The organism is Deinococcus sp. AB2017081, assembly GCF_034440735.1.
In the GTDB taxonomy this organism is placed as follows: Bacteria; Deinococcota; Deinococci; order Deinococcales; family Deinococcaceae; genus Deinococcus; species Deinococcus rufus.
This window is the reverse complement of record NZ_CP140098.1, coordinates 792774-812398: the sequence shown is the minus strand read 5'-3', so window position 1 is coordinate 812398 and position 19625 is coordinate 792774. Positions and strand designations below refer to the sequence as shown.

Here is a 19625-nt window from a genome sequence, read left to right as displayed (position 1 = left end):
CTCTCCGCTGATCCGTCCGGTACGCTCGCGACCATGACCGGACAGGCAACCGCGGGCACGACCACCCTGAGCGTGGGACAGACCCGGCAGTTCACCGTCACGGTGGGTGGCCAGCCCGCGCAGCCTGGCCAGCTCACCTGGACGACGGCCAAGGCCACGGTGGCGACCGTCACCCAGACAGGCCTGGTGACGGCGAAGGCGGCGGGCACCACGACCGTCCGCGCCGCGCTCACGAGCAGCCCGAGCGCCTTCATCGACTTTCCCATCGTCGTGCAGGCCACCACGACCACGCCGCCGCCGACCGGCAGCACCCCCACCGGCACCTTCGCGCAGCGGGTGCTGGAACTGACCAACGCCGCCCGGGCCCAGGCCCGCACCTGCGGCACCACCAGCTACGCCGCCACCACCCCGCTGACCTACAACGCCGCGCTGGAGAAGGCCGCGCAGGCCCACGCGACGGACATGGCCACGAAGAACTATTTCAGCCACACCAGCCAGGACGGCCGCACGTTCTCCCAGCGCGTCACTGCCGCCGGGTACACGTGGACGCGCGTGGCCGAGAACATCGCCGCCGGACAGACCACCCCCGAGAGCGTGGTCGCCGGGTGGCTGCAGAGCGCCGGGCACTGCGCGAACATCATGAATCCCGCCCTGAAGGAACTGGGCGTGGGCTATGCGTACACCTCGACCAGCACGTACAGGCACTACTGGGTGCAGGACTTCGGCACACGCTGAAGCACATCACAGGGGCGGCCACGCAGATGTCGTGGCCGCCCCTCTCCGTTTTCCTATCCCAGCGCGATGCGGAAGTCGCGCAGTTCGTAGCCCTTGATGACCTCGTTGTACGTGACGGTCGGTTCCTTGACGATCCGCAGGTCGTTCCAGATCAGGAGCCGCCTGAGCAGCACGTCGCTCTCGCGGATCGCCAGGAACGCGCCGGGGCAGCGGTGGGCCCCGTCGCCGAAGGACAGCACAGGGGCCTGCACGCCGCGTGGCAGGGGCCGGGCCGGGCACAGCTGCGCGGCGTCACCTCCGGCCACCGCAGGATCGGCGTTGGTGTTGGACACGTTCAGCGCCACGACGCTGCCCTGCGGGATGACCTGCCCGCCGACCTCCAGATCGGCCTGGGTGCGCCGGTACAGGGTGTTCACGACCGGTTCCAGCCGCAGGATCTCGTGCAGGATGGCGTGGCGCTCGGGTTCCGTGCCGTGTACGTAGTCGGCCCGCAGATCCGGGTGGCGCAGCAGGTGCCATGCCGCCACCGAGATGAACTCGCGGGTGGTGACCATGCCGGCCGTGCCGTAGGTCAGGCACTCGGTCAGGATCTCCAGATCGCTGTACTCCTTGTCCAGCAGGTGGCTGATCAGGTCGTCGCGGCGCGCCCGGCGGCGGGCCTGGATGGCCGGCCGCACGTCCAGCGCATAGAACAGCGGCACGTCGACCATCTGGTGCAGCCGGGCGGCCAGCGTCTGGCGGTTCTCGGTGCCGGGCTCACTGTCGCCCTCGCCCTCGACGAAGGCCATCACGCGGCGCTGCAGGCCGGGCAGGGCGCTGTCGGTCAGGCCGACCACCTGGGCCGCCACCTGCACGGCCATGGTCAGGCTCAGGTCATCCAGGTTCCCCTCGCCCCGGCGCAGCAGGTCGCCCACGAGCTGGTCGGCCAGCCCCGCAATGAAGGGATGGTACGCGGCCACGGCGGTCGGCGTGAAGTAGCGGGCCGTGTCCCGGCGCATCTCGTGGTGCTCCTGGCCCTCGGTGTACAGCACCGGCTGGTGCTTGAGGTTGCTGAGCTGCGTGACCATGTCCGCGCCAAAGCCGGCCTGCACCGCCTGTTCGCTCCGGAGAATCTCGCGGGCCGCGTGGAAGTCGTGGATCCGGTAGATGCCCCGGTCGTCGCGTTCCAGGGGACTGCCGGGCTGCGTGTCCAGCTCCGGCTTGCGGGTCAGCGAGGCGGCACCGTGGCCGAAGGGGCAGCCGCCGGTCGAGGCAGGGTCGGGTCGTGGGGCACTGGTCATGGGGTCTCCTGTGGGGCGGGATACGAGAAGGCAGCGAGGTGCTCCAGGCTGGCGGTCAGGGGTTCCAGGCGCGACCCCAGCGAGGTCAGGGCGGGATCGACGGTGGCCGTCACGGCCTGGAGGGCCGCCTCCCACTGCGCCCGACCGGCCGGCGTGACATCCAGGCGGCGCGAACGGGCACTCGTGGGGTCGAGTTCACGGGTGATGGTGCCCAGCGCGGTCAGGCGGTCGAGGATGCGCGTCATCTCGTAGCGGGGCACGTCCAGCACGCGGGCGAGTTCCCCCGGCGAGGTCGGGCTGCCCTGCACGTAGCTCAGGGCGATGAACGACCGCAGGTCGAGGCCATGCGCGGCCAGATCGGCGTTCGCACGGCCGGACATGGACTGCCACACGCCCCAGTACGCCGTCAGGAAGCGCAACGGCTGCGCGTGCAGATCGCTGTCCGGGGTGACCCCAGGTGTGTCCATAGTTGCAGTATGCAACAGTCGGATGGAATCGAGGTGAACACCTCGGGCGGACACCTACACTGATCACTCAGGAGGACACATGACGGAACGCCGCCCCGCTGGTCTCTTCTCTCCGGACATCCTGGCCGACCCGTATCCCACCTACGCCGGACTGCGTGCCCAGGACGGCGCGTTCTGGCAGCCGCACCCGCAGGGCAGCGGGGGCATGTGGATGTTCACGCGCTACGCCGACGTGGAACAGGCCCTGAAGGACACGCGCCTGACCAAGGACGCCACGAAGGTGCGCGAGATGACCGGGGACGTCATGCCGGGCAACATGCTCGACCGCGACCCGCCGGACCACACCCGCATGCGCGGCCTGGTCGCGCACGCCTTCACACCGCGCGTGATCGAGCGGCAGGAGGCGCACATCCGGGAGATCGCCCGCGAGCTGCTGACCCGCGCCTCACCCGGCGAGCTCTTCGAGTTCATGCGCGGCTGCGCCATGCCCCTGCCGGTCATCGTGATTGCGGAACTGCTGGGCGTGCCCCCGGAGGACCGCGAACGCTTCCGGCAGTGGTCAGGCGATTTCATCGACGGCAGCGACTTCGCCACGGCCACGCCGGAGTCGGCGCAGCGGGCGCAGGCGGGGATCACGGCGCTGGGGGAGTACTTCGCGGGCCTGATCGAGACGCGCCGCGCTGCCCCGCAGGACGACCTGATCTCCTCGCTGCTCCACGCCGAGGACGAACTGGGGCAACTGCGCCCCGGCGAGCTGATCTCCAACTGCATCCTGCTGGTCATCGCGGGGCACGAGACGACGGTGAACCTGATCGGCAACGGCCTGAAGGCGCTGCTCGATCACCCGCCGCAGCTCGCCCGCCTGCGGGCCGACCCGGCGCTGATGCCCACCGCCATCGAGGAGATGCTGCGCTACGACCCGCCCGTGCAGCGTGCCCTGTTCCGCGCGGCGCTGGAGGACGTGCAGATCGGCAGCCAGACCGTGAAGAAGGGCGAGCAGGTCAGCGCCGTGATCGGGGCCGCCAACCGCGATCCCGACCAGTTCCCGCACCCCGACGCCTTCGACATCGCCCGCAGCCCCAACCGGCACCTGTCGTTCGGGCGCGGCCTGCACTTCTGCCTGGGCGCTCCGCTGGCGAAACTGGAGGCCAGGGTCGCCTTCGAGGAACTGCTGGGTGCGTTCCCGCACATGGAGCTCAGGTCGTTCACCCGCCGCCCCAGCACCATGTTCCGGGGGCTGGGGGAGCTGTGGGTCACGGATCGGACGGCGTAGGGGACGCGTCCCTTCCTACCGCATGACGTCAAGCACGATCTTGCCTACCGTCCGGCCGGTCTCGATGGCCCGGTGGGCCTCTGCGACCTGTTCCAGCGCGAAGGTCTGACTGACGTGCGGGGTCAGGCGGCCGGCCGTGAATTCGCCTGCCAGGAACTCCAGCTGTGCCCGCGACGGGTGCACCAGGATGCGCTCGGCGGTGATGCCGCGCTGCGCCGCGGCCTCCGCAGGGGCCTGCGCGGCGATGGTCACGAGGTGCCCGCCCGGCCGCACCACGCCCACCGAGCGCGTGGTGGTGTCGCCGCCCACCGTGTCCAGCACGGCGTCCACGTCCGACACCTGCTCCTCGAAGGGCCGCGCGCGGTAGTCCACGATCTCGTCTGCGCCCAGGCTCCGCACGAAGTCGTGGTTCGGGGCCGATGCCGTGGCGATCACCCGCGCCCCCCGCGTCTTGGCGAGCTGCACCGCGAAATGCCCCACCCCACCGGCCGCCGCGTGGATCAGGATCGTCTGCCCGGCCTGGAGTTCCAGCCGGTCGAAGGCCTGCACCACTGTCAGCGGGGCCAGCGTCATCGCCGCCGCCTGCGCGTGCGACAGCCCCGCCGGCTTCCGTGCGATGTCCGTCACGGGCGCAGTCACGTAGTCCGCGTAGGCGCGGCCCTCGGCGGGAAAGCGCACCATGCCGAAGACCTCGTCCCCCACGGCGAAGTCTGTCACGCCCGGCCCGAGCGACTCGACCACACCCGAGACATCCCAGCCCAGCACCACCGGGAAGGTCTTGAACGGGCCGCCGCGCCGCCACTTGGTGTCGACCGGGTTCACGCTCACTGCATGCACGCGCACGCGCACCTCTCCGGCTGCGGGCTCCGGCATGGGCAGATCCATGGGCTGAAGGACGTCGGGATCGCCGTACTCGTGGATGACCATCGCTCTCATAGGGTTCCTCTCCTCTGACAGATGTACTGGGGTAACGGAAGTGCCTGACGCCGACATGCCCCTACCGGCACCGCGGTTCCGCCGGCTCGGAAGGAGCATCATCACCTCGCGGCGGCGCAGCGATCATCAACCCAGTCCCACTCTCTATAATCCCGTCTTCGCCCCGGGGCGTGGCAAGTTCCATCTCAGCAGTCACGGCGTCCGGCCGCGCCGTGTCGATCACCGTGCCTTCTGGAGCGAACCAGCGAAACTGCATACACTCTCCGCGCACCCAGCGGTCCGCCGGCGTTCCCCCATCCGTCAGCAGTCGGCACTCGATCAGCTCTGACATGCGAGACGCTGCCACATCCGTCATTTCGGCCGCGAGTCCTGAGTGGAGCGACGGCAGAGCGACGAGGGTCACGATAGTGGCGGCTGCCCGGCGTATGGCCGATGTCCGGAACGCACGGCACACGGAAGTCTCCATGTTTCCTCCTTACAGCGGGATGTTCCCGTGCTTCTTGTACGGCCGCTGCTCCTGCTTGCCCCGCAGCATGGTGAACGTCTGGATCAGGCGGTGGCGGGTGTCCTCCATGGGGATCACGTCGTCGATGTAGCCCTTCGCGGCGGCGATGTACGGGTTGTCGAAGGTCTCCTTGTACTGTGCGACGAGTTCGGCGCGGGTCGCGGCAGGGTTCTCTGAGGCCTTGATCTCGTTGCGGTACACGATGTTCGCCGCCCCCTCCGCGCCCATGACGGCGACGGCGGCGGTGGGCCACGCGTACACGACGTCCGCGCCCATGTCCTTGCTGTTCATGGCGAGGTACGCGCCGCCGTAGCTCTTGCGGGTGATCAGCGTGACCTTGGGCACGGTGGCCTCGGCGTAGGCGTAGAGCATCTTCGCGCCGTGGCGGATGATCCCGCCGTATTCCTGCTGCGTGCCCGGCAGAAAGCCTGTGACATCGACCAGCGTCAGGATCGGGATGTTGTAGCAGTCGCAGGTGCGGATGAACCGGGCGGCCTTGTCGCTGGCGTCGATGTTGAGGGTGCCCGCCATGACCTTGGGGTTGTTCGCGACGATGCCCACCGGGCGGCCGTCCAGATGCGCGAAGCCCACGATGATGTTCTTCGCCCAGTCCGGCTGGATCTCCAGGAACTCGCCGCTGTCCACGAGTTCGTGGATGACGTCGTGCATGGCGTAGGGCCGCCGCTGGTCCGGCGTGACGAGCTCCAGCAGGCGCTCCGTGCGGCGGGTGGCGGGGTCGTGGTTCTCGCGCACGGGCGGCTGCTCGCGGGCGTTCTGCGGGAGGTACGTGAGGAGGTGCCGGATCCCGTCGAGCACGGCCTCATCACCGTCGTAGGCGAGGTGCGCGACGCCGCTGCGGCGGGTGTGCACGTCCGCCCCGCCCAGGGTGTCGAAGGTCACGTCCTCACGCGTCACGCTCTTGATGACCTCGGGGCCGGTGATGAACATGTAAGAGCTGCCCCTGGACATCAGGATGAAGTCCGTCAGGGCCGGCGAGTACACCGCGCCGCCCGCGCATGGCCCGAGGATCGCGCTGATCTGCGGCACCGCGCCGGAGTAGATGGCGTTGCGGTAGAAGATCTCGCCGTAGCCGGAGAGCGAGTCCACGCCCTCCTGGATGCGCGCGCCGGCGGAGTCGTTCAGGCCGATGACGGGGCAGCCGGTCTTGGCCGCCAGATCCATGATCTTGGTGACCTTCGCGGCGTGGCGCTTGCCCAGCGAGCCGCCCAGCACCGTGAAGTCCTGCGAGAACACGTAGACCTGCCGCCCGCCGATGGTGCCCGATCCGGTCACCACGCCCTCGCCCGGGGCCTCCACGCCGTCCATCAGGCGGTTGCGGGCGTGCTGCACGAAGGTGCTCGTCTCCAGGAAGGAACCGGGATCGAGCAGGTACGCGATGCGCTCCCGTGCGGTGAGCTTGCCGCCCTCGCGCTGCTTGCGTTGCCGGGCCTCGCCGCCGCCCGCCTCGACCTTGGCGCGGCGCTGTTCCATGGCGGCGATCAGTTCCTGCAACTCCACGCTGGGCTGGGTCATACTCACAATCTACCCAAACGGGCGTTAGGGGAACGACCCCCCCTGCCAGACCATCTTCATATTGCCGCAGGTGCGGCCATTGAACGTCGAAACGTTTGCCACACTGCCGTGTGCTGTCCAGCGACCTCGCCTCCCGCCCTGACGACCTCCTCTGGCCCCGGTACGACGGCCGGAGCCTCGTGAACCTGCTCGCGTCCGTGTCCCGCCATTTCGGCGTCGATACCGGGCACGCGCCGCTCGCCACCCGGCTGCCCCTGGCCGGGGCTCAGACCATCGTGCTGATCGTCGCAGACGGCCTCGGTCACTTTCCGTTGAAACGGCATCTGCGGGCCGGCTCCCTGCCGCATCTGGAGACCCGCATCTCGGACGGCGAGGCGACGTACGCCACCATGACCTCCACCTTCCCGTCCTCGACCATGACCGCCATGACGACCATCCACACGGGCGCGAGCCCCGCTCAGCACGGCTGGCTGGGCACCAGCATCCACCAGGGCAGCACGGTGATCGATCTCCTGCGCCAGCAGGATCTGCTGGGTGGCGAGACCACGCACCTGCCGCCCGCCGTGGGCACCGTGTACCGCCGGCTCGCAGACGCCGGCGTCACCGTGCAGGCCGTAACGCCCGCCGCCTTCCAGGGCAGCGTTCTGAACGGGTGGTACTACGACGGCGCGCAGGAGGTGCCGTACGAGACCCTGGCCGACTTCCCGGACGCCATCGCCCGCGCCGCGGCGGGTGGAGGGCCACGGTACGTGATCGCCTACGCCCCGGACTTCGACACGGTCAGCCACGACCACGGCCCGTACTCCAGGCCAGCAGCAGACACGGCCCGCGCCCTCGACACCGCCCTGCACGCGCTGCTGTCCCGCCTTCCGGATGACGGCTCCGTGCTGGTGCTCCTGACCGCCGACCACGGCCACAGCGACACCCCCGCCGACCTGGCCGTGAACCTGAATGCACCTCTGGACGGCCTGCTGGCAGGCCCGCCCGCCGGGGAGGTGCAGGCGCGGTTCCTGAACGTCCGGCCCGGAGCCGAGGATGCCGTACAGGACGCGCTGGCAGACCACGCCACCGTGATTCCGGCGGCCGACGCCTGGGCCGACGGCCTGTTCGGCGGCCCCCCCGCGCAGGAGACGTTCCGGGCGCGGACGGGCACGCACCTCGCCGTGGCACGGCACGGCCGGCAGCTCACGTGGGACTACCCGGCCAGTCCAGCCGTCTCGAAGACCGGCATGCACGGTGGCCCCGTGGCCGAGCAGATGGCCGTGCCGCTGGTGATGATCCGGCCGTAGCCTCCCCTACTGCCCCGCCACCACCACGATGCCCTCGGCTTCGCTCATGCGGACGATGTTCGCCAGCGTGTGGATCGGCACGTTCAGGTCAGCCAGGTGCTCGCGGCCCTTCTCGAATTCCTTCTCCACCACGCAGCCCAGGCCCAGCAGGGTCGCGCCGCTCAGCTCGATCATGCCGGTCAGGGCGCGCAGGGTGCCGCCTGACGCCAGGAAGTCGTCGATCACGATCACCCGGTCATCCGGCCCGAGGAACTCGGAGGAGATGAACAGGTCGACATTCCCCCCCTTGGTGCGGCTGACCGACGACGCCGTGAAGGCCGGTTCCTTCATGGTCAGGGGCTTTTTCTTGCGGGCATAGACCATCGGCACATCCAGTTCCATGGCGGCGGCGATGGCAGGCGCGATACCGCTCACCTCGATGGTGAGCACCTTGTTCGGCCGGAGCGGCGCGAAGTGCTGCGCGAAGCGGACGCCCATCTCGCGGGTCAGGCGGGGCAGCAGCTGGTGGTTGACCAGCCCGTCCACTTTCAGAAAACCGCCGGGCAGGATCACGCCCTGTTCCCGGATTGCCTGCACCAGAGAGTCCATGGCGGCGAGTGTAGCGGGATGGGCTGGCCGCACGGGGGCAGTGCCCGGAACCCTCACCCCTCAGAGCCCACAGCCTCCTACAGCTCGTTGATCTCCGGCCGGAAGCCCACCTGCCGGATGTAGTCCAGATATTCGGCCTCGGTCAGGGCCGCCTTCTTGCCACTCAGGGCGACGAAGAATGCCTCCAGCACGTTCGTGGCGAAGTTGCGGGAGCCCATGCGGGGCGTGGTCGTGATGAGTCTCGCGACGCCCCGATCCTTCATCCACCCGCGGTCGGCCTCGGTGATGGTCTGGGTCAGGATGGTCTTGCCGGTCAGGTCGGTCGGGGCGTAGCGCTTGGCGTAGTGGGTGTCGCCGGCGATCACGTCGGCCCAGGCGTAGTATTTCGTGCCGTTGCCCTGCACGCTGGTCTCCTGCTTCGCGCCGGTCGGGTAGAACCAGTCCTGCGGCAGCTTGGTGATGACCGGCAGCACCAGCTTGGCGACGCGGCGCAGCGAGGTCAGGGAGCGCAGCGGGCGGTCGATGTTCAGCCCGAACACCAGATCACCGTATACGACATCCGCGCCCGCCTGCGACAGCGCCTCGGCCATGCCGAAGCGGTCGACCGCCGATACCATCAGGACTTTCTGCGACCGCCAGTTCAGCACGGGATCGAGCTGCGCGATGGCGTCGCGTTCCAGGGTGTTCTTCAGGCCGCTGCCGTCGAGCACCGGTGTGATCCTCGCGCCCGCCACGAGCTTCCGGATGTTGCCGAACATGTACCGCTTGCCGTCCGCGATCACGTACAGGTCGGCCCCGCCCAGTCCGAAGGCGTCGACCCGGCCGTCGAGTTCGGTGAACATGGCGGCGGCCCTCTTCGCGTCGGCGTCGGTGCCGATCCGTTCAAGGATGAACGGCTGGCCGAGCACCGTGACCTCCTCGCGGGCGTTGCGCTTGCTGCTGCCCAGGGACACGCTGACCACGTGCTTGTATCCGGCGGGAGCGGGCTGCCAGCCATCGAGGACAGACGTCATATGCCGGGCATTCTAGGCCTGGGGGTGGCGCTGACCGTCACGCGGGCGGCAGGTCCTGCTGCTCGGTCAGGCTGACCAGCCACTGGAACAGCTGGATGAACGCCAGGGCCAGCGCGGGCAGGCCGGCGAGCATCATGATCCACCCGGAGATCTGCTGGTTCTGCAGCGGCGTCAGGTTCCACAGGCACAGGGCGTTCACGAAGGGCTGGTACAGCACGCGCGGCGAGTACAGCCACACCGACGCGACCGCCATCATGGGCAGCGCCGCCAGCAGGCCGAACCACCCGCGAGAGCCGATCGTGGCGGGCTGCACGGCGGGCAGGGGGCGCAGGATGACCGACCACACCAGCAGGCTGCTCAGCAGGTACAGCCCCGGCAGCAGGGCGGCAGCGGTGTTGGCGACCACGGACGCATTGAAGCCCGCCGGGACGTTCCAGAAGATGATCACCGCCGTCCACACCGCCAGCGCCAGCCACGGATCGAGCAGCACGTTCAGCACCCGCCCCACGCCGCGCCGGGGGTCGAGGGCCACCCCACGTGGAATGCCCAGCACCAGCAGGGGCGGCACGACCTCGGCCAGGAGCATCAGGCGGGTCATGTACAGCGCCATGCTGCTCTGGGTCAGGGTTGCGGCGCGGCTCTGGGTGGTCAGGAGCAGCAGCACCCAGCCCAGTGCGAACAGCGCGGCCCGCCACAGCGGCCAGCGGGTCCGGCCCTGCGGCGTGCGCTGCGCCTGCATGAAGCGCCAGCCGTACCACGCGCCCACCACCAGCGTGGGGAGCAGGAGCGCGGGCTGTACGTGCAGGGTCAGCAGATCGGCCAGCGTGGGATTCAGGTCGATCCCGCCGGACGGCGCGCTCACGGGTGCTCCATGACGTACTGCACGTCGGCCAGGACGCGGGACACCTCGGGGAGCTGGGTGTAGTCCCACAGCACGCGGATCCTGCCGGCCGCGTCGACCAGGTACGTGGCGGTCGTGTGGTTCATCTGGTACTCGGCCCCCTGGACATCGGCCTTCTGGTACGCGACCCCGTAGGCACGGGCGGCCTGGCCCAGCGCAGGCTCGGCCATACGCAGGCCGGTGCCGCTGCCGAAGTACGACACGTACTCGCCCAGGCGCTGCGGTGTGTCGCGGGCCGGGTCGATGCTCACGAACAGCACCTGGAAGTTCCGGCGCTGCCCCTCCGGCAGGGCCTGACGGACCTTGTTCAGGTACGACAGGGTCAGCGGGCAGATGGTGGCGCAGTGCGTGAAGCCGAAGAACAGCGCCGTGGTCTGACCGCCGGTGCCCGGCGTGAAGGTGTAGGGTTGCCCGTCCTGCGCGGTGCCGCTCAGGGGCACGGCCGCCGCACCCCGGTACGCCGTGCCGTAGAACGGGTATGGACTCTGCCAACGGGCATAGGCCCACGCCGCCAGCAGCAGCAAGGTCACGCCCACGGCCGCCAGCAGCGCCGAGACGTACCACGGCCGGCGGGGCACGGCGGGCTCCAGGACGGGCGTGACGTCGGTCATGGGCTCAGGGTTTCCACACGGTGGCCCGGACGGTCAGCGTCCGCCCGGCGCGGTCACTCAGGATCACGGGCACGGTCTCGCCGGGCTTCAGGGCGCGTTTCAGGCCCATCAGCATGACGTGCGGCCCGGCGGCGCTCAGGGTCAGGGTACGGCGGGCAGGCACCGTCAGGGTGGGGGTGGCCGTCATTCCGGTCACGCCCCGAGCGTCCGTGACGGTCTGCATCAGCATGGCGTGGGCCGCCAGCGGGGAGCGCACGCCGGTCAGGACGACGGGCGTCGTCCCGGCGTTGGCCAGCGTGACGAACATGCTGGTCTCGGTGATCGTGGGCGGCACCGACACCACGCGGGCCTGCGTGGCCTTCAGGGCCAGCGGCGCCGCGCCCGGATTGGGCACCGGTACGGGGTGGTGGGCCGTATGGGCCAGCGCAGGGGCGGCCAGCACAGCCAGCCCCAGCAGCAGGGCACGGACAGGACGACGCGGAACATGGAAGTGGGACATGGACTGGCAACTCCTCGGGGGCACCGTTGCCCCCAGCCGGCAAGCGTCCGCAGTCTAGGCGCGGGCCGGGGGCCGGATTGTCCCCTGACCCGGGCGGCCCTGCGCACGCTCCGCCGCCGTGTGCGGGTGGCGGGCGCTCTGCACCGATCCCGCCCGGCGCCACCCCCATCTGACCAGCCGTGGAACCCGCTTCCACCATCCGGGGTATCCTGCACAGAAATCATGCGTAAACCCACCATCCAGGATGTGGCCCGTCAGGCCGGTGTCGGTGTCGGCACCGTGTCGCGCGTGCTGAACAACCATGCCGCCGTCAAGGGCGCGACCCGTGAAACCGTCCTGCGAGCCATTGCCGACCTGGACTACACGCCCAACCCGCACGCCCGCCGGATCGCCGGCGGCAAGAGCTACACCATCAGCGTGCTGCTGCCGGTGCTGACCACCGAGTTCTATGCCCGCCTGATGGACGGCCTGGAGAGCGCGTTCCAGGAGGCCCGCTACGACGTGGCGATCTTCCCGCTGCTCGACCGCTCCCGGCTGGAGCGCTACCTGGGCTCGCACACCCTCGCGTATCAGGCCGACGGCCTGGTCATGGCGACCTACAACCTGACCCAGATGTTCCACGAGCGCCGCCTGCGCACCCAGCAGCCCACCGTGCTCGTCGACGCACATGCCGACAACGTGGACTGCTCGTACATGGACAACGTGGTCGGCGGGCGGCTGGCCGGCGAATACGCCACGTCCCTGCCCGGCCCGCTGTACGCCATCTGGGTCGAGACGGAACTCGATCAGCTCTTCACCACCCGCGTGTTCGAGGATCGCCGCGCCGGCTTCCTGGGCGCGCTGTCCACGGCGGGCCGGCCGGTACAGGCCGAGTTCACGTCCAGCTTCGATACCCTGGCCGCCCGCAACACGGCCTCCTCCCTGCTCGACGACGCCCAGGCCACGCCAGACGGGTTGCCCTGCACGGTCTTCGCCTCGGCGGATCTGCTGGCCGGAGCACTGCTGGACGAGGTCAGTGCCCGTGGTCTGGTTCCCGGCCGCGACGTGCGGATCATCGGGTTCGACGACCAGCCGTGGGCTGCGGCGCGGGGCCTGACGACCCTGCACCAGCCGGTCGAGAGCATGGGCTACGAGGCCGCCCAGCTGCTCCTCACGCGCCTGAGCGGCTTCAAGGGGCCGGCGCGCGCGCGCCGCTTCGAGCCGCGTCTGGTCATCCGCAGCACGGCGTGACCGGGGTGTTCAGGGAGACGCCGAACCCGTGGCGGCGTTCCTGAGCAGCAGATCGGGGAGCCGCACCACCCCGCGCACCGGCACCCGGTCGGCCCAGCGCTGGCCGCTGACCCGCACCTCGACCGGGCCGGCCGGCAGGGTCGCGAAGCCGTAATAGCCGTTGCCGTCGGTCACTGCGCGGGCGACCAGACGGCCACCCTGCCACGCCTCGACGCTGCGCCCACCGGGCACGGGCGTTCCCGTCACGCGGCCCAGCACGCCGCGCACGGTGGGCGGCGCGTCCGTCCAGGGCGCGGGCACGGCCAGCGCCGCGCCGGGCGCGGTCAGCACGCGCCGCACCGTCTCCAGACCCTGGGCACCGGTCTCGCGCTCGCCGTACACGGCGGCAGTCGGCGTGCGGTACGAGTAGCCCACCCAGCCCAGGCCGGCGGCCACCGCCCGCTGGGCCTGAGCAGCTGTGACCTCCGGCGCGTTCAGGTACATGGCGCTGCCCGCCGCGACCCGCGCCCGCTCGCCGTCGGGCCGCGCGCTCATGCTCTGCGCAAACGTGTTCCAGCCGTCGAACCACGCGCCCTGCGACTCGATCGTGTCGCGCTTGTAGTTCATCAGGACGTTCAGGTCGAGCAGGCCCTCGTTCATCCAGGTGGGCCAGTCCTGCAGGACGTCCCAGTACGTGCGGGTGCGCCGGAACGACACCAGATCGCCCGCGCGCGGCGGCTCCAGGTACGTGATGGTCGCCGCGCTGATCCACGCGCTGGAGCGCACCGCCTTGACCTCCAGCGCCACCCGCCGCACGAGGTTCGTGACCTGCTGGCGCTTCCAGTCCGCCCACGCGGGATCGTCCACGGCGGGCGTGCCAATCGCTCCCGTCTCGGCGCGGTAGCGGGTGAGCACGCGGGGGTCGTAGCCCCACACGTCGCCGTCGGGGTAGCGGATCCGGTCGAGCTGCACGCCGTCCACCGCGTAGTTCCGCACCAGGCTGACCATCCCCTGCGTGACGTAGTCCTGCACGGCCGGCAGCCCGACGTCCAGCCAGCCGTCGCGGCCCTCCTGCCACGTGCCGTCCGGGCGGCGGGCCATCCACGACTGCGCCCCGGCGTCCGGGCCGTGCGTGCGGAACACGTGGCGGGGATCGGTGTTCGGCGCATTGGTGTTGAAGGCCCCGGTCACGCTGACCCACGCGATCACCCGCAGCCCCCGGGCATGCCCGAGCTTCACCATGACCGCCAGCGGGTCGAAGTTCTTCTCCAGATCGGGATCGGTCACCGGCGGGTACGTGGACTTCAGGCACAGGCAGTCGCCGCGCCGCACGGCCTGCACGAACAGCGTGTTCACGCCCATCCGGACGGCGTCGTCCACGGTGCGCTGCGCCTGGGCACGGGTCTTCAGACCCGGCCCGAAGGCATCGATCCACAGGCCGCGCAGGGTGCTGGATGGCAGCGGTGCGGGCGCGGCGGGGCGTGGGGACGGCGGGATCTCCTGCGACAGCCCGCTCCCGGTCAGCAGCAGGGCACAGAGCAGCGCGCGGCGCAGGGCGGGGTGGGTCATGGGCTGGGGCGCAGGCTAGCGCATGGGTCTGGCGGGAACGTGAATGCTGCAGGTCAGCCGGTCACTGGTCGGCGTCGTCCTCGCCCGCGTCGTCATCGGCCGGCGCGGCCGGCACCGAGCGGTTCTTGCCGATCTCCTTGACGCGCCCCGAGAAGCGGCCCTTGATGTCCTCGTACATGGGGTGGGCACGGATGTCGCCCACGACACGGGCCGGGGGCCGGGCCGATGACTGGGCCGGCGGGGTCGCGGCGCGGGCCGGGGGCGGAGCGGACGTCGGCGCAGGGCGTTCCACGCTCAGGTTCGCGAAGGGGGCGTCCTCCAGGGTGGCCGCCACGTCCAGCGGCAGGGCATCGACCGGCCCGCCGATGTCGTCCCAGTCGGGTTCCTCGGTGATGATCTCGCCCAGATACAGTTCGCGCGGCGCGGCGGGTGGGGGCACGCGGTCGCCGCCCTGGGCGTCGGCCGGGGCCGGAGCGGGATCGGCCGCGTGTTCCAGCTCCCACGCCGGCGCGTCCGGCTCGGGCAGGGGGGCCGCCGCCCGGTCGTCGGGGCTGGCCGGCGGCACGTGCACCTCGGGCGGTTCCAGGGTCGCCACACGGGCCACCGGGCGGGGCGGCGGACGGTCGGACAGCGGAGCAGCGCTCGCCTGGGGCGGCTCGGGCAGCGGGGCCAGGGCGGGGGGGCGCGCCGGAGCCCGCCTGGGAGTGGGGTCGAACGCGGGAACGTCCACGGCCGGAGCCTCGGCCACCGGGGCCGGGTCTGGTCGCCGGGCGGGGGCAGGTGGTGGGGTGGGCGCGGCGGCCGGGGCCCCAGCGGCCGGAACCGCTCCACCCAGTTTGACCTTGCGGCCCCCCTCGGGCACGATCAGCTCGAAGACCACCGGGCCGAACACCTGCTCCACCAGCTTCCCGAGGTCGTCGAACTTCGACACGACCTGCTTGGCATGGAAGGCGTTCTTGCCGTCGTAGGTCAGGCTCACGTAGCCGGCCTCGGCGTGCATGCGGGCGGGTTTCAGGAAGGCCCGCACCTGCATGCTCGCCTGCTTGACCACGTCGGCCCAGTTGCCCTGCACGGGGGCCGGGGCCGGCACGTCCGCTCCCACGCTGGCGGCGACCTGCGCCACGACCTCGCGGGCGGGGGCCGGGCCACGGCGGGCGGCAGGGTCGAAGTCCGCCACCGGCGCGGCGGCCGGTCGCGCCCCGCTGGCACGGAGGCTGGACAGCTCCTTCTCCAGCCGGTTCAGCCGCTGCACGAGGTCAGCCGGCACAGCCGCGCCCCCGCCACTGCCCACGCTGCTGCCGTGCCCCCCACCGTCGGCGGCGAGCAGGGCGTGCGTCAGGCTCAACTCCAGGCTCTGCTGGTCGGCCGAGCGGGCAAAGCGGGCCTCCTGCTCGTCCAGCGCGGCCTGGAGCTTCAGCAGGCGGGGCACGTCGGCGCCGTCCAGACGCCCCTCCTCGCTCAGTCCCAGTTCCGCGTGCAGCGCGGCCCCAAACGCGGCCACGAGGCCCTCGACGACCGTGCGTGCCGCGAAGCCGTCACGGTACAGCTGTGCCGCGCCGGACAGGGCCGCGCCGGCATCCCCGGTGACCAGCGCCGCCGCGATGCTCCGCACCCGCTCGCCGGGCGGCAGGCCCAGCGCGTCCTCCACGCCCGATCGCGTGATCGCGCTGCCGGCGGCCAGCATGCGCTCGAGCAGGCTCTCGCCGTCGCGCATGGCGCCGTCGGCCAGCCGGCCGATCAGCTGCAGGGCAGCGGGCTCGGCACTCACCCCTTCCTGCGCGGCCAGGCCGGCCAGTTTCCCGGCGACCTCCTCCGGCGTCAGGCGGCGGAAGCGGTAGTGCTGGCAGCGGCTCAGGATGGTCGGGATGATCTTCTCGGGCTCGGTGGTCGCCAGGATGAAGATGACGTGGCCCGGCGGCTCCTCCAGGGTCTTCAGGAGCGCGTTGAAGGCCGCCCGCGACATCATGTGCGCCTCGTCCAGGATGTAGATCTTCTTGCCGCCGCGCATGGCTGCCAGACTGACCTTCTCGCGCAGGTCGCGCACGTCGTCCACGCTGTTGTTGCTGGCCGCGTCGATCTCCATGACGTCCGGGTGCGACCCGGCCCGCACGCTCAGGCAGCTCTCGCACTCGCCGCAGGGCTTGGGCAGCGGCCCGGTGCAGTTGGCGGTCATGGCGATCAGGCGGGCGGTCGTGGTCTTGCCCACCCCACGCGGCCCGCTGAACAGGTAGGCATGCCCCACCCGTCCCTGCGAGAGCGCTGCCTGCAGCACGTCCTTGACATGTTCCTGCCCGACCACCTGATCCCAGCGGATCGGCCGGGCACGCTGATAGATGGCGCTCACGGGGTGTCCCTGTGGGGTGCAGATGGCAGGTGGCAGGTGGCAGAGGGCCGACAGACGGAAGCGGACGCCTGGGCCTGCGTCCTGTGGGTGGCGTCTGGATGGTTCCAGCCTGCGGCCTGGGTCACCTGCCCAGTCTAGTGCCGCCCGGCCCTGGCCGGAGTGAGCCGGGCACGTCCGTCCCTGGGCCGGTTGTCCTATTGACGGAATGCGTCCTCACCTGTACAGTTCTGTGGTGCCGGAAACGGTGCCCCTTGAAAGGCAGTCCGCGGAACGCCCCTGACCCCAGGAGCCGAACGCGACAACTGAAGTGGTGTGGCCCCATCGTCTAACGGTTAGGACACTACCCTTTCAAGGTAGCGATACGGGTTCGAATCCCGTTGGGGTCACCAGTGAACGCCTCCGCGAAAGCGGGGGTGTTTTCGTTGTGGTGGGACGACAGCCGTCTGCCTGGCTGCAAGGGCTTACCGTGACCTCCTTGAAAGAAGCCAGAGACCCACCACATGGCGACCGGTGATGTATGGCCCGTTCGCAATGTCACTCCAGCTCAAGTTCGCGCGGAGCCAGCAGGTCACTCCGGTCATCCTCAACGGCAGCGGGCCCGTACCGACCGACTTGCAACACTGCCTGGATGGCCGCACTCCGGGCAACGACGCCCTCACCGGTCTCGGCATGAGACGCAGGCGCGTCAGTGGAATTTCCCGGATGGTCTGAGGGTGGGGACACGTGGGCTCACCTCCGGTCACGTCAGCCCGGTCAGCCTGGCGGATCACTGGGCAGGATGCTTGCGGTGAGTACAGGCCGCTTGTGGTGTGCTGTCCCCCTGACAACGGTGTTCAGTTCCGCCCCGGGGCTGTGATGATGCCCCAGGGCTCCACGGAGGCCGCTGCCCTGTCCGGGACTCGCTCCGCTCGGTTCAGAGGCCGTGAGGGCATTCCTCACGGCCTCTGAACTCTGCTGTGAGACCTCGGGGCACCCCACCGGGGGGCAACTCCGTACCCCTGTGCTACCCTGGGCAGACCGCGTCTGCCTTCCCGCTCCGGGTGAAGGTCAGCGACACAACCGCACCACCTGGCCGCACCGTCTGGGCCACCCGCCTCATTCAAGACATCCTGGCCATGCTGTGGCGGGCCGGGGACACGGAGTACCACATGACCCAAGACAACAAGGCCCCGGACGGGGCGACGCCTCATCTGGAAGTGATGCCGCTGGGCGGCATGGGCGAGATCGGCAAGAACATCACCGCGTACCGCTACGCCGACGAGATCATGATCGTGGACGGCGGTCTGGCGTTCCCGGACTCACACCAGATGGGCATTGACCTGATCATCCCGCGCATCGACTACCTGCAGCAGAACGCGGGGCTGATCAAGGGCATGATCCTGACCCACGGACACGAGGACCATATCGGCGGCCTGCCGTACATCCTGCCGCGGCTGCCGAAGATGCCGGTGTACGGCGCTCCCCTGACGCTGGGCCTGGTGCGCGAGAAGCTGGCCGAGTTCGGGATCAAGGAAGCCGACACGGATCTGCGCGAGATCGACATCGACAAGAACGAGAAGGTGCGGATCGGCAAGCACTTCCACGTGGAATTCATCCGCATGACGCACTCGATCCCCGACAACGCGGGGTACATCCTGACCACGCCGGTCGGGCGCGTGCTGCACACCGGCGACTTCAAGCTGGACGAGGAACCCAGCGACGGCAAGCTCTCGGATCTGGCCAGAATCGAGCAGGCCGGCAAGGACGGCGTGCTGCTGCTGATCAGCGACTCCACCAATGCCGAGCGGCCCGGCCGCACGGTCAGCGAGATGGAGGTCGCCCGCAATCTGGAAGAGGTCATCAGGAACTGCAAGGGCCGCGTGTTCATGACGACCTTCGCCAGCAACGTGCACCGCATCCAGAACACGCTGAACGTGGCACACCGCTGCGGACGCCGGGTGGTCATGGAGGGCCGCTCGATGCTGAAGTACGCGCAGGTCGCCACGCAGCTGGGCTACATGGAAGCGCCCGATCCCTTCCTGACCAGTGAGGACGTGGGCCAGCTCCAGGATCAGCAGATCCTGTTCGTGTGCACCGGTTCGCAGGGCCAGCCCATGAGCGTGCTGTCGCGCCTGGCGTTCGGGAACCACGCCAAGATCGCGCTGCGCCGCGGCGACACCGTGATCCTGAGCAGCAACCCCATCCCGGGCAACGAGGAGGCCGTGAACCTCGTCATCAACCGCCTGTACGAGATCGGCGTGGACGTCGTGTACCCGCCGACGTACAAGGTGCACGCGTCCGGGCACGGCTCGCAGGAGGAACTGGCGACCGTGCTGAACCTCGCGCGGCCCAAGTACTTCCTGCCGTGGCACGGCGAGCCCCGCCACCAGATCAACCACGCCAAGCTGGCCCAGACGCTGCCCCGCCCGCCCAAGCGCACCCTGATCGCCAAGAACGGCGATGTGGTGAAGCTGGCCGCCGACGAGTTCAAGGTCACGGGCACCGTGCCGGCCGGCGCGGTCTACGTGGACGGCCTGGGCGTGGGCGACATCGGGGACGACGTGCTCCTCGACCGCGTGAACATGAGCCAGGAGGGCATCCTGATCATGACCGCCGTGCTGCACCCCACCCCGCACGTCGAGGTCGTGTCGCGCGGCTTCGTGCGCGCCAACCGCGACCTGGACAACCAGATCCGCCGTGTGGCCCTGGAGTCCATCGAGACCGGCCTGCGCGAGAAGAAGCGCCTGGAGGACGTGCGCGACGACATGTACGGCGCGGTTCGCCGGTTCGTCCGCAAGGTCACGGGCCGCAACCCCGTCTTGATCCCGATGATCGTGGACTGAAGATCAGCAGACCTACGCCGCCGCTCCCAGGTTTGGAGCGGCGGCGTTCGC

16 protein-coding genes and 1 tRNA gene are annotated in these 19625 nt (G+C 70.1%); 6 read left to right on the top strand and 11 right to left on the bottom strand.

All coding sequences use genetic code 11. From position 1 onward, the window contains the following. Window positions 1-33 precede the first annotated feature (33 nt). The gene (locus U2P90_RS03945; protein WP_322473884.1) at window positions 34-735 is read left to right on the top strand and encodes a CAP domain-containing protein; all 702 of its coding nucleotides are present in this window, start codon (window positions 34-36) and stop codon (window positions 733-735) included. A 53-nt stretch (window positions 736-788) separates the two neighbouring features. Here U2P90_RS03945 and U2P90_RS03940 read toward each other — a convergent pair whose 3' ends face one another. Continuing rightward, window positions 789-2015, bottom strand: coding sequence for a cytochrome P450 (locus U2P90_RS03940; protein WP_322473883.1), 1227 nt, complete (start codon window positions 2013-2015; stop codon window positions 789-791). Beyond that, window positions 2012-2482 (bottom strand): MarR family winged helix-turn-helix transcriptional regulator, encoded by a 471-nt coding sequence (locus tag U2P90_RS03935; RefSeq protein ID WP_322473882.1) that lies wholly within the window; start codon window positions 2480-2482, stop codon window positions 2012-2014. Before U2P90_RS03935 ends, U2P90_RS03940 begins: the two co-directional genes overlap by 4 nt. Window positions 2483-2561: 79 nt before the next feature. On the opposite strand from U2P90_RS03935, the gene U2P90_RS03930 reads away from it, so the two are divergent. Beyond that, the gene (locus tag U2P90_RS03930) at window positions 2562-3755 is read left to right on the top strand and encodes a cytochrome P450 (protein WP_322473881.1); all 1194 of its coding nucleotides are present in this window, start codon (window positions 2562-2564) and stop codon (window positions 3753-3755) included. Window positions 3756-3770: 15 nt separating this feature from the next. Here U2P90_RS03930 and U2P90_RS03925 read toward each other — a convergent pair whose 3' ends face one another. Together U2P90_RS03925 and U2P90_RS03920 are read right to left on the bottom strand one after the other, a co-directional pair. Then, complete coding sequence (locus U2P90_RS03925; protein ID WP_322473880.1) at window positions 3771-4691, bottom strand: NADP-dependent oxidoreductase; 921 nt, start codon at window positions 4689-4691, stop codon at window positions 3771-3773. Between the two features lie 475 nt (window positions 4692-5166). Further along, window positions 5167-6729, bottom strand: coding sequence for an acyl-CoA carboxylase subunit beta (locus U2P90_RS03920; protein WP_322473879.1), 1563 nt, complete (start codon window positions 6727-6729; stop codon window positions 5167-5169). Between the two features lie 110 nt (window positions 6730-6839). Between U2P90_RS03920 and U2P90_RS03915 the strand changes: the two genes are divergently transcribed. Next, on the top strand, window positions 6840-8018 hold the full coding sequence (locus tag U2P90_RS03915) for an alkaline phosphatase family protein (protein WP_322473878.1): 1179 nt from the start codon (window positions 6840-6842) through the stop codon (window positions 8016-8018). Window positions 8019-8024: 6 nt separating this feature from the next. Here U2P90_RS03915 and xpt read toward each other — a convergent pair whose 3' ends face one another. The 5 genes from xpt to U2P90_RS03890 form a co-directional block, all read right to left on the bottom strand. Next, window positions 8025-8606 (bottom strand): xanthine phosphoribosyltransferase, encoded by a 582-nt coding sequence (xpt, locus tag U2P90_RS03910; protein ID WP_322473877.1) that lies wholly within the window; start codon window positions 8604-8606, stop codon window positions 8025-8027. 77 nt (window positions 8607-8683) lie between these two features. Further along, entirely contained in the window at window positions 8684-9619 is a 936-nt protein-coding gene (locus tag U2P90_RS03905; protein WP_322473876.1) for a quinate 5-dehydrogenase, read from the bottom strand. Window positions 9620-9656: 37 nt separating this feature from the next. After that, on the bottom strand, window positions 9657-10481 hold the full coding sequence (locus U2P90_RS03900) for a cytochrome c oxidase assembly protein (RefSeq protein WP_322473875.1): 825 nt from the start codon (window positions 10479-10481) through the stop codon (window positions 9657-9659). Beyond that, window positions 10478-11131, bottom strand: a complete 654-nt coding sequence (locus U2P90_RS03895; RefSeq protein WP_322473874.1) for an SCO family protein — start codon at window positions 11129-11131, stop codon at window positions 10478-10480. The genes U2P90_RS03900 and U2P90_RS03895 overlap by 4 nt, the downstream gene beginning before the upstream one ends. Before the next feature lie 4 nt (window positions 11132-11135). Then, on the bottom strand, window positions 11136-11630 hold the full coding sequence (locus tag U2P90_RS03890; RefSeq protein ID WP_295820553.1) for a copper chaperone PCu(A)C: 495 nt from the start codon (window positions 11628-11630) through the stop codon (window positions 11136-11138). A gap of 222 nt (window positions 11631-11852) precedes the next feature. On the opposite strand from U2P90_RS03890, the gene U2P90_RS03885 reads away from it, so the two are divergent. Then, window positions 11853-12860: a LacI family DNA-binding transcriptional regulator gene (locus U2P90_RS03885; protein WP_322473873.1), complete on the top strand. Its 1008-nt coding sequence runs from the start codon at window positions 11853-11855 to the stop codon at window positions 12858-12860. Between the two features lie 9 nt (window positions 12861-12869). Here the strand turns inward: U2P90_RS03885 and U2P90_RS03880 are convergent, their stop codons facing one another. Together U2P90_RS03880 and dnaX are read right to left on the bottom strand one after the other, a co-directional pair. After that, window positions 12870-14408 (bottom strand): glycoside hydrolase family 10 protein, encoded by a 1539-nt coding sequence (locus U2P90_RS03880; protein WP_322473872.1) that lies wholly within the window; start codon window positions 14406-14408, stop codon window positions 12870-12872. Window positions 14409-14469: 61 nt separating this feature from the next. Further along, window positions 14470-16752 (bottom strand): DNA polymerase III subunit gamma/tau, encoded by a 2283-nt coding sequence (dnaX, locus tag U2P90_RS03875; RefSeq protein WP_322473871.1) that lies wholly within the window; start codon window positions 16750-16752, stop codon window positions 14470-14472. A 314-nt stretch (window positions 16753-17066) separates the two neighbouring features. Between dnaX and U2P90_RS03870 the strand changes: the two genes are divergently transcribed. Together U2P90_RS03870 and U2P90_RS03865 are read left to right on the top strand one after the other, a co-directional pair. Next, window positions 17067-17141 (top strand) — tRNA-Glu (locus U2P90_RS03870). A gap of 759 nt (window positions 17142-17900) precedes the next feature. Further along, window positions 17901-19574 carry a ribonuclease J gene (locus U2P90_RS03865; RefSeq protein ID WP_322473870.1) on the top strand — a complete coding sequence of 558 codons (1674 nt, stop codon included), beginning with the start codon at window positions 17901-17903 and terminating at the stop codon, window positions 19572-19574. The last annotated feature ends 51 nt before the right edge of the window (window positions 19575-19625 follow it).

What these genes read in the sequence shown, in the direction of transcription:
- U2P90_RS03945 (WP_322473884.1), top strand. Translation starts at nt 34, where the DNA reads ATGACCGGACAGGCAACCGCGGGCACGACCACCCTGAGCGTGGGACAG.
- U2P90_RS03940 (WP_322473883.1), bottom strand. Translation starts at nt 2,015, where the DNA reads ATGACCAGTGCCCCACGACCCGACCCTGCCTCGACCGGCGGCTGCCCC.
- U2P90_RS03935 (WP_322473882.1), bottom strand. Translation starts at nt 2,482, where the DNA reads ATGGACACACCTGGGGTCACCCCGGACAGCGATCTGCACGCGCAGCCG.
- U2P90_RS03930 (WP_322473881.1), top strand. Translation starts at nt 2,562, where the DNA reads ATGACGGAACGCCGCCCCGCTGGTCTCTTCTCTCCGGACATCCTGGCC.
- U2P90_RS03925 (WP_322473880.1), bottom strand. Translation starts at nt 4,691, where the DNA reads ATGAGAGCGATGGTCATCCACGAGTACGGCGATCCCGACGTCCTTCAG.
- U2P90_RS03920 (WP_322473879.1), bottom strand. Translation starts at nt 6,729, where the DNA reads ATGACCCAGCCCAGCGTGGAGTTGCAGGAACTGATCGCCGCCATGGAA.
- xpt (WP_322473877.1), bottom strand. Translation starts at nt 8,606, where the DNA reads ATGGACTCTCTGGTGCAGGCAATCCGGGAACAGGGCGTGATCCTGCCC.
- U2P90_RS03905 (WP_322473876.1), bottom strand. Translation starts at nt 9,619, where the DNA reads ATGACGTCTGTCCTCGATGGCTGGCAGCCCGCTCCCGCCGGATACAAG.
- U2P90_RS03895 (WP_322473874.1), bottom strand. Translation starts at nt 11,131, where the DNA reads ATGACCGACGTCACGCCCGTCCTGGAGCCCGCCGTGCCCCGCCGGCCG.
- U2P90_RS03890 (WP_295820553.1), bottom strand. Translation starts at nt 11,630, where the DNA reads ATGTCCCACTTCCATGTTCCGCGTCGTCCTGTCCGTGCCCTGCTGCTG.
- U2P90_RS03885 (WP_322473873.1), top strand. Translation starts at nt 11,853, where the DNA reads ATGCGTAAACCCACCATCCAGGATGTGGCCCGTCAGGCCGGTGTCGGT.
- U2P90_RS03880 (WP_322473872.1), bottom strand. Translation starts at nt 14,408, where the DNA reads ATGACCCACCCCGCCCTGCGCCGCGCGCTGCTCTGTGCCCTGCTGCTG.
- U2P90_RS03865 (WP_322473870.1), top strand. Translation starts at nt 17,901, where the DNA reads ATGACCCAAGACAACAAGGCCCCGGACGGGGCGACGCCTCATCTGGAA.